The sequence below is a fragment of the Mesorhizobium sp. M4B.F.Ca.ET.214.01.1.1 genome (assembly GCF_004791545.1).
GTDB classification, from domain to species: domain Bacteria; phylum Pseudomonadota; class Alphaproteobacteria; order Rhizobiales; family Rhizobiaceae; genus Mesorhizobium; species Mesorhizobium abyssinicae.
The window spans coordinates 66,104-80,196 of record NZ_SRUX01000003.1; the positions used below are offsets into that span (position 1 = coordinate 66,104).

Sequence of the window (14,093 nt, forward strand, 5' to 3'; positions counted from 1 at the left end):
TGTGGCGCCGCCATCGAGGGCGGCGGCGCCACGAGTCTGTCGTCAGGCGTCGAACTGGCAGCTTGGCGTCGAACGCGAGAGCGCCATCTCCTCGGCATCCATCTCGGTCTCGATGCCGTCGAACAGCGGCGTCGACATATAGCGCTCGCCGGTGTCGGGCAGCATGCACAGGATCACCGAGCCGGCGGCAGCAGTGCCCGCGATCTGGCGCGCCACGGCAAAGGTGGCGCCTCCGGAAATGCCGGTGAAGATGCCCTCCTGCTGCGCCAGCGCCTTCGCCCATTTGATGCCTTCCGGACCGGGGATCGGCACCACCTGGTCATAGAAGCGCTTGTCGATCGCTTCCTGCAGCACATTCGGGATGAAGTCCGGCGTCCAGCCCTGGATCGGATGCGGCTCAAAGGCCGGATGGCTGGCATCCGGCGCCCCGCCGGCGCCGCGCTGCTGCGCCTTGCCGCTGCCGACCAGCTGGGCGTTGGCAGGCTCGGCGAGCACTATTTTGACATCCGGCCGCTCCCGGCGGAGCACCCGGCCGACGCCGGTCACCGTGCCGCCGGTGCCGTAGCCGGTCACCAGATAGTCGAGCCGCGAGCCCGCGAAGTCGTTGATGATCTCGCGCGCCGTGGTCGCCTCGTGGATGGCGGCGTTGGCTTCGGTCTCGAACTGGCGGGCGAGGAACCAGCCATTGGCCTCGGCCAGCTCGGCCGCCTTCTTGTACATGCCAAAGCCCTTCTGGGCGCGCGGCGTCAGCACCACCTTGGCGCCCAGCATGCGCATCAGCTTGCGGCGTTCGACGGAAAAGCTGTCGGCCATCGTCACCACCAGCGGGTAGCCCTTTTGCGCGCAGACCATGGCGAGCCCGATGCCGGTGTTGCCGCTGGTCGCCTCGACCACGGTCTGGCCCGGCTTCAGCGCGCCGCTGCGCTCGCCTTCCTCGATGATGTTGAGCGCCAGGCGGTCCTTGACCGATGCGGCCGGATTGAAGAATTCGGCCTTCGCATAGATCGTCGCATGGCCCGGGCCGAGATTGTTGATGCGGATGACCGGCGTATCGCCGACCGTGTCGAGAATGCTGTCGAACAACCGGCCGCGCCCGGCCGTGGTTCTGATCTTCAACTGCTGCAACATGTCTGGTCTCCTCTTGGTCCTCACGATCCGGTTACAAACCGGAGGGCTTGGCGGCGAGGTTTCGAGACCTTGCCGCGTTAGGTTGCTCGACGTGCCTTCATTTCGGCAACGGCTGCATCCGGCCGGAATGTCCGCTGCCGGTGCGCCTTGTCGGGTTTGGTGATAGAACATGGAGCAACTGGTCAGCGTGGGAGCGAGCGTGGAAACGCACGTGGAATCCGCCCGAGCGAGCCTGAAAAGCACTGCCCCCGGCCTTTCCGTGCGGCTGCTCGGACAGCTGGCGATTTCGCGCGACGACATGCCGGTGGCGCTGCCGGCGTCGCGCAAGCTGCGTGCATTGCTTGCCTATCTGGCGCTTGCGCCGCACCCGGTCGGACGCAGCCGCCTGTGCGAGCTTTTGTGGGATGTGCCGAACGATCCGCGCGGCGAGCTACGCTGGTGCCTCAGCAAGCTGCGCGGCGCGCTCGACGAGCCGGGCCGGCGCCGGATCGAGACCGAAGGCGACACCGTCGCGCTTCGTCTTGCCGGACTTGGCATCGATGCCGTGGAAGCCGCTGCCGCGGTCGCCGAAGGCATCGAGAGCCTTGGCCTCGAGCGGCTGAGGACGCTTTCCCACCTTTTCACCGGCGATTTCCTCGACGGGCTGGAACTCGACCGCAGCCCGCATTTCAACAGCTGGCTGACGGCGCAGCGCCGTCGTTTCAGGTCATGCCATGTCGCCATACTGGAGCATCTGATCGGGCTGCTTCCGGCCGAATCCGACGAGGCAGGCGCCTCCATCGACAAATGGCTGGAACTCGCCCCTTTCGACAGCCGCGCTCATCTTGCGCTGCTGGAAAACAATGCGCGGCGTGGCCAGATCGGCGCGTGCGAGGAGCATCTGGCTGCCGCCGCGCGGCTCTTCGATTCGGAGGAGCTGGATTTCGCCCCCCTGCGCGAGGCATGGCAAGAAATAAGATCCCGTCAGTCCAACGCGACGCCACCCGTGCGATCCGTGCCGGCGTTTGCAGTGCCCCAGGCACCGGTCGCTCCGGCCGAGCCCGAGACATCGGCGACACGCCGCGCCTCGCTCGCAGTCATGCCGTTCGTCGAGCACGCCGGCACCGCGGATTTTCGTGGTGGGCTGGCCGACGGCTTGACCCATGACATCATCACCCGCCTGGCCAAGCTCAGGGATTTCTTCGTCATCGCCCGCGGCTCGGTCTTTGCGCTGGCGGAAAAGGACATCTCGCCCGAGGATGCAGGGCGCAGGCTGAATGTCGACTACGTCGCGACCGGCTCCGTCCGCAGCCTGTCGGGCAGGGTGATCGTCGCCGTCGAACTGGTCGAGGTGCGCACCGCACGCATTGTCTGGGCCGAGACGTTCGAGCACCGGCCGGACGATATCTTTGTCGTGCTGGACGATATCGGCAACAGCATCGTGTCCTCCATCGCGGCGGAGGTCACCACTGTCGAGCGCAACCGCGCGATGCTGAAGGCGCCCAATTCGCTCAACGCCTGGGAGGCCTACCATCGCGGTCTCTGGCACATGTACCGCTTCACCCGGACCGAAAACGAGCTGGCCCACCAGTTCTTCGACATGGCGCTGAAGCAGGACCCGACCTTCGCCCGCGCCTATGCCGGCCTCTCCTTCACCCACTGGCAGAACGCCTTCCAGCGCTGGGGCGACCGCGACCACGAAGCTGCGCTTGCCTTCGAAACCGCTGGACAAAGTCTTCTGGTCGACGAACACAATCCGGCGGCGCATTGGGCCATGGGCCGCGCGCTGTGGCTGCGCGGCGAGCGCGACGGCTCGCTGCTCGAGCTGGAGCGGGCCGTCGACCTCAGCCCGAATTTCGCGCTCGGCCACTACGCGCTGTCCTTCGTGCACTCCCAGTCGGGTGATCCGCGCTCAGCGATCGGCTCGTCCGATCATTCGCGCCATCTCAGCCCCTTCGACCCGCTGCTGTTCGGCATGATGGGCGCCCGCGCCATGGCCCATGCCCGCCTTGGTGAGTTCGCCGAGGCCTCGGAATGGGCGTTGAAGGCGGCTGCCCGCCCCAATGCCCACATCATCATCCTGGCGATCGCCGCGCATTGCCTGGCGCTGGCCGGCCGGCAGGACGAGGCGCGCACTTTCGCCGCCGCCATCCGCAAGACCCTGCCGGACTATCGTGCCGACGACTTCATCGCCACCTTCCGTTTCGACCGGGACGCCGAAGCCATGTTCCGGCAGGGCGCCAGGCGCATCGGGCTGAATTGATCTTTTGAAATCCGGCCCGCGCGGCCCTACCGCAGCAGCGGCCCGCCCGCCTTCCTCCACGCGTCGATGCCGCCCTGGATATGACGGGCGCTGGCGATGCCTACGTCCTGCGCCGCCTGCACCGCCATCGCCGAGCGTTCGCCGAAGGCGCAGTAGAACAAAAGCTGCTTGCTGGTCGATCGGGCCAACTCGTGCAGCATGCCGCCAGGGGCGATGTTCTCCTGCAGCCTGGGATAGGGCAGATGGATGGCGCCCGGGATGACGCCACGCCGCTCCCGCTCGGCGCTCTCGCGCAGATCGATCAAAGCCACGTCCGGCCTGCCGACAATCGCCAGCGCCTCGTCCGCCGTGACAGACCAGCCGCGCCCGGCGATCTCGTCCTGATGCAGCCCGACCTTCATGTTGGCCGGCACGGCGACGTCCATCATCTTCGGGTTGGCGAGCTTGAGGTTGTTCATGATCTCGACATACTCGTCCACCGACTTCACCTGCAGGCGCGGGTTGAAGGCTTTCTCCTCGGCGATGGTCGAGACCGTCTCGCCCTTGTAGTCATGCGCCGGGAAGATCAGTGTCTCGTCGGGAAGCTTGAGCAGGCGGCCGAAGATCGATTCGTACTGCTGGCGCGGATCGCCGTTCTGGAAGTCGGTGCGGCCGGTGCCGCGGATCAGCAGCGTGTCACCGGTGAACACCCGGTCCGGCAGGATGAAGCTGTAGGAATCGTCGGTATGCCCGGGCGTATAGATGACGTCGAGCGCCAGTCCCTCGATGGCCAGCTTGTCGCCGTCGGCGAGCCGCATCGACACCACGTCGGCCTTGGTCTGCTCGCCCATCACCGTGACGCAATGCGTCCGGTCGCGCAGCGCGCCGAGGCCGGTGATGTGATCGGCGTGCAGATGCGTGTCCACCGCCTTGACCAGCTTGAGGTCGAGCTCGTTGACGAGCTGCAGATAGCGCTCGACCTTCTCCAGCACCGGATCGATGATCAGCGCCTCGCCGCCCCGGCGACTGGCCAGCAGGTAGGAGTAGGTCCCCGATACGGAATCGAAGAGCTGTCGGAAAATCATCCCTGCACCTCCCGTCCGCGGCGCGATCCGCCGCCGCAGGGATCATACTAGGGCACGGTGGCGGTGCCTGCCAGCCGTACCAAGGTGCGGCCTCGCAAGTTGGGTCGCGCCTGCAATCTCGAACCCGCGGCTATCGCCGCAGCACGGCGCTCAGCACGTCGCGGATGCCGATCGCGCCGACGAAGCGCGACTGCTCGTCGAACAGCGCCACCGGCGCCGTTTGCGAGCGGTGCATGGCCAGCATCACCGTCTTCAGCGACGTGCCAGGCGTCGCCCAGAACACCTGCGACGTCTCCTCCAGCTGCCGCTCGACGTCGGCACAGGAGACCCACACCGCAGGCTTGCCGTCGCGCTCGGCGGCCGACACCAGCCCGTGATCGTCGATCTTGAAGCGCGTCGTCTTGCGCCGGTCGAGCCACACCCAGCCGTCCTCGCCGTGGTCGAGGTCGCGGCGGTCGCGCATGACGTTCCAGGCGGTCAGCACCGACAGCGGATTCACGTTGGCGATGAAGTCGCGGACATAGTCGTTGGCAGGCCTGAGCACGATGTCTTCCGGCGCGCCGGTCTGCACGATGCGCCCGCCTTCCATGATGGTGATGTGGCTGCCGATCTTCAGCGCCTCCTCAAGGTCGTGGCTGACGAAGATAATGGTCTTCTTCAGCTCCGCCTGCAGTTGCAGCAATTCGTCCTGCAGCTTGGTGCGGATCAGCGGATCGAGCGCCGAGAACGGCTCGTCCATCAACAGGATCGGTGCCTCGGTGGCGAAGGCCCGCGCCAGGCCGACGCGCTGCTGCATGCCGCCGGAGAGCTCATGCGCGTATTTCTTCGACCACTGGTCGAGATGGACGAGCTCGAGCTGCTTCTTCACGCGCGCCTTGCGTTCGGCTTCCGGCACGCCGGCAAGCTCGAGGCCGAAGCCGACATTCTCTTCCACCGTGCGCCAGGGCAAGAGGCCGAATTGCTGGAACACCATCGCCACTTGCTTCTGGCGCAGGCGCCTGAGTGTCGCCTCGTCGCAGGTGACGACATCGACCGTGCGGTCGCCGTCCTTGACCAGAACCTGGCCGCGCGAGACTACGTTGAGCCGGTTGACGGCTCTGAGCAGGGTCGACTTGCCGGAGCCCGACAGGCCCATCAGCACGGAAATCTCGCCCTCGTGCACGGTCAGGCTGGCGCCCGCGCAGCCCAGCACGTTGCCGGTCTTCTCGAGGATCTCCGCGCGGCTCGCGCCGCTGTCGATCAACGCCAGTGAACCGGCCTGATCGGCGCCGAAGACGATGTCGACATCCTTGAAATCAACGGCGACGGTCATTTCTTGCCTCCAACGCCGATACGCGTCATCCGGTCGAGCACGATGGCCAGCACGACGATGGCGAGGCCGGCTTCAAGCCCGAGATCGATGCGGCGCGAGCCGAGCGCACGGTTGATTTCCGTGCCGAGGCCGCCGGCGCCGATCAGCGCGGCGAACACAACCATGGACAGCGACAGCATGATCGACTGCGTCAGCCCCGCCATGATGGTGGGCAATGCCGAGGGCAGCTCGACCTTCCACAGAAGCTGGCTCTTGGTGGCGCCGAACGCCTCGCCGGCCTCGATGATCGCCTTTGGCACCGAGACGACGCCGAGATGGGTGAGCCGCACCGCGGTCGGGATGACGAAGATAATTGTGACGATGAGGCCTGGCGCATTGCCGAGTCCGAACAGGGTCAGCACAGGGATCAGGTAGACGAAGGTCGGCAGCGTCTGCATCAGGTCCAGCACCGGCAGCATGATGCGGTAGACCTTCGGCTTGTGCGCAGCCCAGATGCCGAGCGGCACGCCGATGGCCATGGCCATGGCGGCGGCCGCAACCACCAGCACCAGCGTCTGCACCGTCTGCTTCCACAGGTTCTGGTTGATGATGAAGATGAGGCCGATGAAGACGGCGATGGCCAGCGGCCGCGAGCGCTGCAGGAACCAGGCGATGACGGCAATGACCGCCGCCAGCAGCACCGGCGGCACCACCAGCAGGATGTCGACCAGCCCGTCGAGCAGGAAATTGAGGCCGTTGGAGAAGGCCCTGAAGATGGTGTCGAAATTGTCGGTGAGAAAGCCGAAGAAGGCCTTCCCCCAGGGTCCTATGGGGATCTTGTAGGCGACCAGGAATTTCGAAATCGGATCCATCTTGCCCCTCTCTGGCTGCGCCGTCCTTGCCGGACAGTCATCTTGTCACAGGATATGAAAAAGGGCAGCCTTTTCCATGGTGGCTGCCCTTGCTCCGGTCATGCCGGATTCATGGTCGGCTCAGCCTCCGAGCGCGGTCTTGACTGCCGCGGCGGCATCGCCGCCGTCGAAGGTGGTGACGCCGGCGATCCAGGGCGCGACCGCGTCCGGATGCTTCTTCAGCCAGTCGGTCGCGACCGTGTTGGCATCGCCGCCCTTGAGGATGGCGTCCATCATCTCGCCTTCCATGTCCAGGTTGAACTTCAGATTGGCGATGAACTTGCCGGCATTCGGGCATTCGGTGGTGTAGCCCTTGCGCACGTTGGTGAAGACGGTGGCGGCGCCGAAGCCGCTGTCGCCCATGCCGTCGAGATAAGTGATCTTCATGGCGCCCATCACCGGATGCGGTGTCCAGCCGAGGAAAGCGATCCACTCATTGCTCTTCATCGACTGCTCGGCCTGCGTCAGCATGCCGGCCTCCGAGGATTCGACCAGTTCGAAGCCTTCGAGATTGTCCTTCGGGTTCTTGATCATATCGAGGATGATGCGGTTGCCGTCATTGCCGGCCTCGATGCCATAGATCTTGCCGTTGAACTTGTCCTTGAACTTGCCGAGGTCGGTCAGCGTCTTGACGCCGGCGTCCGCCACATAGGTCGGCACGACGATGCCGTAGCCGGCACCGGTCAGGTTGGTGCTGATCGTCTCGACCGAGCCGTCGGCGGTGTAGTCCTTGATGTCGTTGGTCATCGACGGCATCCAGTTGCCTAGGAAGACGTCGAGGTCCTTGTTCTTCAGCGAGGCCATGGTGACCGGGACCGACAGCTGGATCACCTGCGGCTCGTAGCCGAGCGCGGTGAGCAGCACCGAGGCGACGCCGGTCGTGGCCTGGATGTCGGTCCAGCCGACATCGGAGAGGCGCACCGCCTTGCAGCTTTCGGGGTCGCCGGCGAAAGCAGCGCTGGTGGACAGGAAGGCCGCCAGGCCGAGCCCGGCGACGAAGGAATTCATACGCGACATAGATATTCTCCCATTGCGATTCTTTTTGGCGCGGCGAAGTTACGGTTTGTGTCCCCGCCTTGTTTCGTCAGCCAAACACCATTCTGGAGCGGTTTCAAGCACTAAGACAATCACGATCAACGGCGCGCACTGGCCGATCAGCGACACGGCTGCCGCTTTTTTGATGGCCGGCAGCTTTTTCAGGGGAATGCGCCGACGCCCCCTCCCCGCCCCGCCGCAACTCGGCATAAGGTGTGCCGAGATTCAGGTCAGGGTCCGTGAGCACCGGAAGCGCAGAAAGCCGCCGTTTGCAGGCCGGCATCACCTGAAACTCGACACACCTCAAGGGCGGCATGGCCAAGCTTTACTTCAACTACGCGACGATGAATGCCGGCAAGACGACGATGCTGCTGCAGGCGTCCTACAATTATCGTGAGCGCGGCATGACCACGATGCTGTTCGTCGCCGGCCATTACCGCAAGGGCGACAGCGGGCAGATCTCGTCGCGCATTGGCCTCGAGGCAGAGGCCGAGATGTTCCGCGACGGCGATGACCTCTACGCCCGGGTCGCCGAGCACCACGAACACACCACGGTGCACTGCATTTTCGTCGACGAGGCGCAGTTCCTCGAGGAGGAGCAGGTCTGGCAACTGGCCCGGATCGCCGACCGGCTGAACATACCGGTCATGTGCTACGGCCTGCGTACCGATTTCCAGGGCAAGCTGTTTTCCGGCTCGCGCGCCCTGCTGGCGATTGCCGACGATCTGCGCGAGGTGCGCACCATCTGCCGCTGCGGCCGCAAGGCGACGATGGTCGTGCGGCTGGGTCCCGACGGCAAAGTGGCGAGACAGGGCGAGCAGGTGGCGATCGGCAAGGACGTCTATGTCTCGCTTTGCCGGCGCCACTGGGAAGAGGAGATGGGCCGCGCCGCGCCCGACGATTTCATCGGCTTCACCAGGGCCTGACGCGGACGCGGACCGCGTCGCCGCCGGGCGCGCCCGGATGAAGGATCCCTCCGCAATCCCGCCATCATGTGCGGCGTTTGTTAAGGCATGGGCCCTATCCAGGTGCCCTCAGCCAGGAGTCCCGCCATGCTTCGAGCCCTTTCGTCCGCCGCTATCCTTTTCTTCCTCGGCATCGCCGCCGCCCATGCCGATGGCGACGCGGCCCTTGGCAAGAAGGTCTTCAACCGCTGCATGGCCTGCCATGACGCGACGACCGATCACGACAAGGTCGGACCGCACCTTCTGGGCGTCGTCGGCCGCACCGCCGGCACGGCCCAGAATTTCAACTATTCGCAAGCCATGAAGGACGCCGGCGCCGCCGGCCTGGTCTGGGACGAGGCGAACCTGTCCTTCTACCTGCGCGCGCCCAAGCTGAAGGTCCCCGGCAACAAAATGGCCTTCAGCGGACTGACGAACGACGCCGACATTGCCAATGTCATTGCCTATCTAAAGGCCGACCCCAAGCCCTGAGCTGCCGCGGCTGCGATTTGCCCGGCAGGCGCCGGTTCACCGGCAAATTGTTTGCCGAATATCCAGACGATGCGCCGGCGGGAAGCGAAATGCATCGCCCGCGGCCCGGCGGCGCGACAGTCGAATTGCAAAAGAAATGCGCCGGCGGACGGCTAGTCGCGCCATGCGCATGGTTCGTTTGTCTTTCAAGGGAGAAACGAAACCTTTTGTTTTCGCAGCACCTCTTGTCTTGCGTCTTTCAATCCCCGGATGCTCCACATATATTCGCGCCGACACGAAACCGATGCCGATGCGGGAGGCCCCTATGGCGACATTGCAGAATTTCGATGCCGAAATTGCCAAGACCAAGCAGGTCGTCCAGGACATGCGCTCGAAGATCGAGCAGTCCGGCACCGTGCTCGACACGCTCGCCCGGGCCGACAAGAAGATCGGCGATGCCAATTTCGACATCGAGAACGCCCGCATCGAGGATGTGCTGAAACAGCAGAAGATCATGGAAGGCAACATCGCCGACCTGATCATCGGCCTCGAAGACGCGACCAACGTCTTCGGCGCCGAATTCGAGAGCATGAAGAACTACACCGGCTGGGAAAACTTCGTCGGCGTCTTCTCGGCGCAGCGCAAGCAGCGCATGCGCACCGATCGCGTGCGCAACATGTCGCTGGCCGGCAACCTGCAGGAGCTGCTGGCTAAGTCCGATACCATCGTCGGCATCCTGAAAGCGCAGAAGGAAGTGCTCGACCAGCGCTACAAGACCTCGGAAAGCAGCCTGTCGCAGGTCATCGAGCGCCGCAAGACGACGATGTCCAACCTCGAGGCGGTGCAGAAGCGCATCGAGGAGCTCAACCCGATGCTGCTCGACATCGAGAACAAGATCGCCGCCTCGACCAGCCAGAAGGAGCGCACGCAGCTCGAGGGCGAGCGCTCGAAAATGGCCACGGAATACAACGAGAAGCAGGCCAAGGAGCAGGAATTGCTGGCCGAGAGCCAGACGCTCGAGCGCTACACCTCGATGTTCCAGACCTTCGTCGATTCGCTCAACAACCAGATCGCCGCGCAGTCGACGCTGATCAACAAGCTGACCATCGACACCGAGCAGCGCATCGTCCTGTACAAGGCGCTGGAGGATTCGCTGAAGACCGCCGCGCAGCAGGATGTCGCTCACAAGATCAACACGCTGGGCAGCCAGGTCGACAACACCGCGGAGGAGACCATGGCCGGCATCGGCGCCGCCTCGCAGAAGCACATCGGCGACCTGCTCGAAATGCACGAGAAGAACATGGTGGCCTCGGCCGACATCCAGCGCCGCAAGAAGCTGGCCGACGATGCCTTCGCCCGCCGCTTCGACGAGGTGATGAAGAAGCACAATTCCGCCAACTACGTGCAGCAGTGATTGGCGGCTGGCGTTCGTCTCCAAGGCAGACCCATGACTCCCGAAAATGAAGCGGCGGCGCGCTATTTTTCCGCCATCACGGCGGCGCTGAGCGGGCTGGAAGTGTTCATGCGCGACGATCGCTCGCCGCTCTACCGGCACGGCATCGTCGCCAAGATCGTCGCCGAATACATTGCGCGGCTGGACAAGTCGTTTTCCTGCTGGCGCAACCGCCTCGGCTTCATGGAGACGTTCCGCATCTCGCGCGCCGACAGCGGCTATCCGGTGTTCCAGAACCTGCTAGAACTGGAGAACGACCGTCGTCAGGCGGAGAGCCGGCTGGCCAACATCCCGCAGGCCGGCGAGCTGCGCGAGGAGATGGCCGACTTCATCCTGCGCCACAAGGAGTTTCCCGAGGCGCTGCAGAAGTCGATGGCCGAGCGGCTCTACCTGGAGGACGTCAGGAGCGAGCAGACCTTCGGCCCGTTCACGCTGGCGCAGACGGCGAAAGTCTCGGTCAATCCGAAGACCTTTCGACCCTATTACCTTGTGCACTGGGCCTGCTTCGACGGCAGCGCCAACCTGCCGCTGATCTATATGGTGACGGTCGAGGACTCTTCCGAAAGCATGGTGCGCCAGCTCGTCGACAGCAACGGCAAGCTCAATGAGAGGGTCTACATCCCGCTGCCGGTCGACGGCCTGCTCAACCCCGAGCTTGCCCATCGCTTCGACGATTTCACCGAGAAGAATTCCGCCTACACGCTGTCCCCGGCAACGATCGCGGTCAATCTCGACAAGGATTTCGAGCCGCTGCACCCAAAGCAGCTCCGCCGCGTCGTGCTCGGCCCCTTCTATTCGGCGGGCATCACCGACAACAATTCGACAGTGACCGAGGTTCTGGCCAAGGTGCGCAAGCCGGAAAACGCATGGCTGCTCACCTGGACCATCCAGGAGGTCTTTTCCAAATCCGAGAAACCCGGCCGCAAGGGCCTGTTTTCGAGCGAGAAGACGACGCAGGAATTCTTCATCAACACCGACGATCTGGAGGCCGCGCGCCAGGGCGTGTCGAGCTACGAGAACCATGCGCTGATCCCGCACGAGGCCTATCAGGCGCTCTATGCCGCCGGCGAGGCGCAGAAGATCTTTTCCGGCTACAAGGTCCACATCCTGTCCAATGGACAGGTCATCTCAGACGTCTGACCGTCACACCACGGAGCACCCTTCATGGACACCGGCCTGACCACGATTTCGGAAGCCGCGATCGAAAAGCACCGCGCCACGGCGCAGAGTTTCATCACCCGCATTGCCGTGCTGGAGGATCCGGCGCGCGAATCCGGCACGGCGCTAGCCGGCACCAATCGCCGCTTCGTCTCGACCGTCTCGGTCGGTTCGGTGCGCCGTACGCGCGAGGTCGAGCTGTCGAAGACGGTCGCCGCCGTCCATCCCGACGACCAGCTGCTGACCATTCCGCAGCACACGCTCCTGTACCGCGCCCGACGCGGCCTGGCGATCGCGCTCGCCATTTCCGATGTCTTCGCCGAGGGCTCCGACCTGGAAAGCCTGCAGGCCAAAAACGCCCGCGCGCCGCTCGAGGGCGACGAGGCGGCGACCTTCAAGAAGCTTCTGTCGGCCTCGGCCTACATCTCCGCCTTCAGCCTCGCCTCGTACCTCTTCCAGCTGATCGACAGCGACGGCGAGGCGCCCAACGACATCGCCGAGCCCGACTTCCTGTTCGACACCCAGCAGGACGCGGTGAAGTCGATCATCGCCGGCCTCGACAAGGCAATTGCCGGGTCGAAGGACGATGCGGACCTGATGACGCGCGCGCGCGCCTTCGCCCGCGTCGCCATCGACGGGCTGCTGGCGCGAAAAGGCCGCTTCGACGGCATCGGGCCATTCGAGAATGCCCATATCCGCATCGATGTCGACGATTTCACGCTCGACGGCTTCGACGTCGCGCCCGGCAAGCGCTCGAAGCCGCTGGTGATGACCTTCAAGAAGCCGGAAGAGGTCGTCGGCAACCACATCGCCAAATACCAGTCGGTCAAGCTCGCCAAGATGCTGATGGCCTATGATTTCGAGCGCGAGCTGAACCCGTTCGTCGAGCTCGGCGGCTTCCTGTTCACCTTCATCGGCGATGGCGCGCCGGGCACCGGCAAGACGACGCTGATCCAGATGATCGCCGGCCTCGTCAACGACTACTGCCAGGTCGCCGGCTATCCCTTCGCATACGAGAATTTCGGGGTCGACCAGATTTCGTCCTACCAGGGCAAGTCCGGCCAGAACTGCCGCCAGTTCATCAACAACGTGCTCAATCCGCGCGTCATCGGCTTCGGCACTATCGACGACATCGACCAGGTGGCGGCACGGCGCTCCGACGATCGCGCCTCGGCCGGCCAGCAGGAGATCACCGGCGTCCTGATGGACGCCTTTGCCGGCGCCGGCACGGTGGTGCGCGGCAACTGCGCCTTCGGCATGTTTTCAAACTATCCCGAGAATGTCGACGACGCGCTGCGCCAGCGCGCCGGCGCCCGCTGGCTGGTCGACGGGCCGCAGACCCGCGACGACTATATCGACATCTTCGTCCTGCTCGCCGGCAAGAACCACAAGATCCCGCTCGGCGACCACAAGCTCTATGCCGCTCAGGAAATCCAGCGCGCCGTGGCGGAAGCCTACGAGGAGCATGAAAAGCCGCAGGAAGACGGGCTGATCAAGGTCTACGAGCGCTATATGAAGGACAACGGCGCGCCCAAGTCGATGACCGATATCGGCACCTACCTGCACATGATCAAGGATGCCGAGCCGCGCTTCACCGGCCGCGCCATCAAGAACGTCACCGACGCCATCAAGATGCGCGCCATGGACATCGAGCTGCCCGACGAGTGGTTCGAGAAGCCGGAAGCCTTCATGCACAAGAGCTACGACGACAAGAAGGCGATGATCGAGGAACTGCGCGGACCGTTCTCGATGGACATGGTCATGCAGGAGATCAACCGCTACGCCGACTCGGAATTCCGCTATTCCGACAAGTCCGACGACGCCGCCGTGACCAAGATGATCCGCGACACCAGGCTGCGCGACCGCGCCGTGCGCGAAATCGAGGAGATGAAGAAGAAGGGGCTATGGAATGCATGATCTTCCTTCTCCCCGTTCACGGGGAGAAGGTGCCCGAAGGGCGGATGAGGGGCAGCGCCATGCGTGGAGGAAATGAGCCGAAGGTCACGAGAGCCCGTGAGCTATCGGAAGGTTGAAAACGATGCCGAGGAAAGACTGTGGCATGAACTGCGCGGACGGCGATTGAACGGCCACAAGTTTGTTCGCCAACTACCGATTGGGCCCTTTTTCGCAGACTTCGCCTGTCGTGAAGCTAATCTGGTCGTGGAAGTCGACGGCAGCCAGCACGCGGGTCGGTCTCGGGATCGATACAGAGATGAAACGATGAATGAAAATGGTTGGTCGGTATTGAGGGTTTGGCACGCGGATGTCTTGAACAGCCGCGCGAGTGTACTTGATACGATCATCGCAGCCCTTGATGGCCGGCTGGATCGCAAAATGATTGGTGTCGATGTGAGATTTCTGCCGGTCACCACGTCGGAGCAAAGATGATGAGCGCC

Annotated in this window: 11 protein-coding genes and 1 pseudogene; 7 read left to right on the forward strand and 5 right to left on the reverse strand. The window is 64.1% G+C overall.

Translation table 11 applies throughout. The annotated features are described in order from the left end of the window. Positions 1-42: 42 nt before the first annotated feature. Entirely contained in the window at positions 43-1,128 is a 1,086-nt protein-coding gene (locus EN857_RS06765) for a pyridoxal-phosphate dependent enzyme (protein WP_128346308.1), read from the reverse strand. A gap of 169 nt (positions 1,129-1,297) precedes the next feature. Here EN857_RS06765 and EN857_RS06770 point away from each other — a divergent pair, with 169 nt between their 5' ends. Continuing rightward, on the forward strand, positions 1,298-3,370 hold the full coding sequence (locus EN857_RS06770; protein WP_245511276.1) for a transcriptional regulator: 2,073 nt from the start codon (positions 1,298-1,300) through the stop codon (positions 3,368-3,370). A gap of 26 nt (positions 3,371-3,396) precedes the next feature. Here the strand turns inward: EN857_RS06770 and EN857_RS06775 are convergent, their stop codons facing one another. The 4 genes from EN857_RS06775 to EN857_RS06790 all read right to left on the reverse strand — a co-directional run bounded on the left by EN857_RS06775 (position 3,397) and on the right by EN857_RS06790 (position 7,653). Further along, positions 3,397-4,434 (reverse strand): MBL fold metallo-hydrolase, encoded by a 1,038-nt coding sequence (locus tag EN857_RS06775; protein ID WP_135858227.1) that lies wholly within the window; start codon positions 4,432-4,434, stop codon positions 3,397-3,399. Between the two features lie 130 nt (positions 4,435-4,564). After that, positions 4,565-5,746 (reverse strand): choline ABC transporter ATP-binding protein, encoded by a 1,182-nt coding sequence (gene choV, locus EN857_RS06780; RefSeq protein WP_135858229.1) that lies wholly within the window; start codon positions 5,744-5,746, stop codon positions 4,565-4,567. Continuing rightward, positions 5,743-6,597, reverse strand: a complete 855-nt coding sequence (gene choW / locus EN857_RS06785; protein WP_135858231.1) for a choline ABC transporter permease subunit — start codon at positions 6,595-6,597, stop codon at positions 5,743-5,745. Before choW ends, choV begins: the two co-directional genes overlap by 4 nt. A gap of 120 nt (positions 6,598-6,717) precedes the next feature. After that, complete coding sequence (locus EN857_RS06790; protein WP_127286369.1) at positions 6,718-7,653, reverse strand: choline ABC transporter substrate-binding protein; 936 nt, start codon at positions 7,651-7,653, stop codon at positions 6,718-6,720. A 332-nt stretch (positions 7,654-7,985) separates the two neighbouring features. Between EN857_RS06790 and EN857_RS06800 the strand changes: the two genes are divergently transcribed. The 6 genes and pseudogenes from EN857_RS06800 (at position 7,986) to EN857_RS06825 (ending at position 14,085) form a co-directional block, all read left to right on the forward strand. Further along, entirely contained in the window at positions 7,986-8,597 is a 612-nt protein-coding gene (locus EN857_RS06800; RefSeq protein WP_135858234.1) for a thymidine kinase, read from the forward strand. A 126-nt stretch (positions 8,598-8,723) separates the two neighbouring features. Next, entirely contained in the window at positions 8,724-9,107 is a 384-nt protein-coding gene (locus EN857_RS06805; protein ID WP_135858236.1) for a cytochrome c family protein, read from the forward strand. Between the two features lie 304 nt (positions 9,108-9,411). Then, positions 9,412-10,500, forward strand: coding sequence for a hypothetical protein (locus tag EN857_RS06810; protein ID WP_127392670.1), 1,089 nt, complete (start codon positions 9,412-9,414; stop codon positions 10,498-10,500). Between the two features lie 33 nt (positions 10,501-10,533). Then, the gene (locus EN857_RS06815; RefSeq protein ID WP_135858238.1) at positions 10,534-11,679 is read left to right on the forward strand and encodes a hypothetical protein; all 1,146 of its coding nucleotides are present in this window, start codon (positions 10,534-10,536) and stop codon (positions 11,677-11,679) included. Positions 11,680-11,703: 24 nt separating this feature from the next. Then, entirely contained in the window at positions 11,704-13,614 is a 1,911-nt protein-coding gene (locus tag EN857_RS06820) for an ATP-binding protein (protein ID WP_127392671.1), read from the forward strand. A gap of 59 nt (positions 13,615-13,673) precedes the next feature. Then, a pseudogene (locus tag EN857_RS06825) lies at positions 13,674-14,085 on the forward strand (DUF559 domain-containing protein). Positions 14,086-14,093 lie beyond the last annotated feature (8 nt).

What these genes read in the sequence shown, in the direction of transcription:
- EN857_RS06805 (WP_135858236.1), top strand. Translation starts at nt 8,724, where the DNA reads ATGCTTCGAGCCCTTTCGTCCGCCGCTATCCTTTTCTTCCTCGGCATC.
- EN857_RS06815 (WP_135858238.1), top strand. Translation starts at nt 10,534, where the DNA reads ATGACTCCCGAAAATGAAGCGGCGGCGCGCTATTTTTCCGCCATCACG.
- EN857_RS06770 (WP_245511276.1), top strand. Translation starts at nt 1,298, where the DNA reads ATGGAGCAACTGGTCAGCGTGGGAGCGAGCGTGGAAACGCACGTGGAA.
- EN857_RS06810 (WP_127392670.1), top strand. Translation starts at nt 9,412, where the DNA reads ATGGCGACATTGCAGAATTTCGATGCCGAAATTGCCAAGACCAAGCAG.
- EN857_RS06800 (WP_135858234.1), top strand. Translation starts at nt 7,986, where the DNA reads ATGGCCAAGCTTTACTTCAACTACGCGACGATGAATGCCGGCAAGACG.
- choV (WP_135858229.1), bottom strand. Translation starts at nt 5,746, where the DNA reads ATGACCGTCGCCGTTGATTTCAAGGATGTCGACATCGTCTTCGGCGCC.
- choW (WP_135858231.1), bottom strand. Translation starts at nt 6,597, where the DNA reads ATGGATCCGATTTCGAAATTCCTGGTCGCCTACAAGATCCCCATAGGA.
- EN857_RS06765 (WP_128346308.1), bottom strand. Translation starts at nt 1,128, where the DNA reads ATGTTGCAGCAGTTGAAGATCAGAACCACGGCCGGGCGCGGCCGGTTG.
- EN857_RS06790 (WP_127286369.1), bottom strand. Translation starts at nt 7,653, where the DNA reads ATGTCGCGTATGAATTCCTTCGTCGCCGGGCTCGGCCTGGCGGCCTTC.
- EN857_RS06820 (WP_127392671.1), top strand. Translation starts at nt 11,704, where the DNA reads ATGGACACCGGCCTGACCACGATTTCGGAAGCCGCGATCGAAAAGCAC.
- EN857_RS06775 (WP_135858227.1), bottom strand. Translation starts at nt 4,434, where the DNA reads ATGATTTTCCGACAGCTCTTCGATTCCGTATCGGGGACCTACTCCTAC.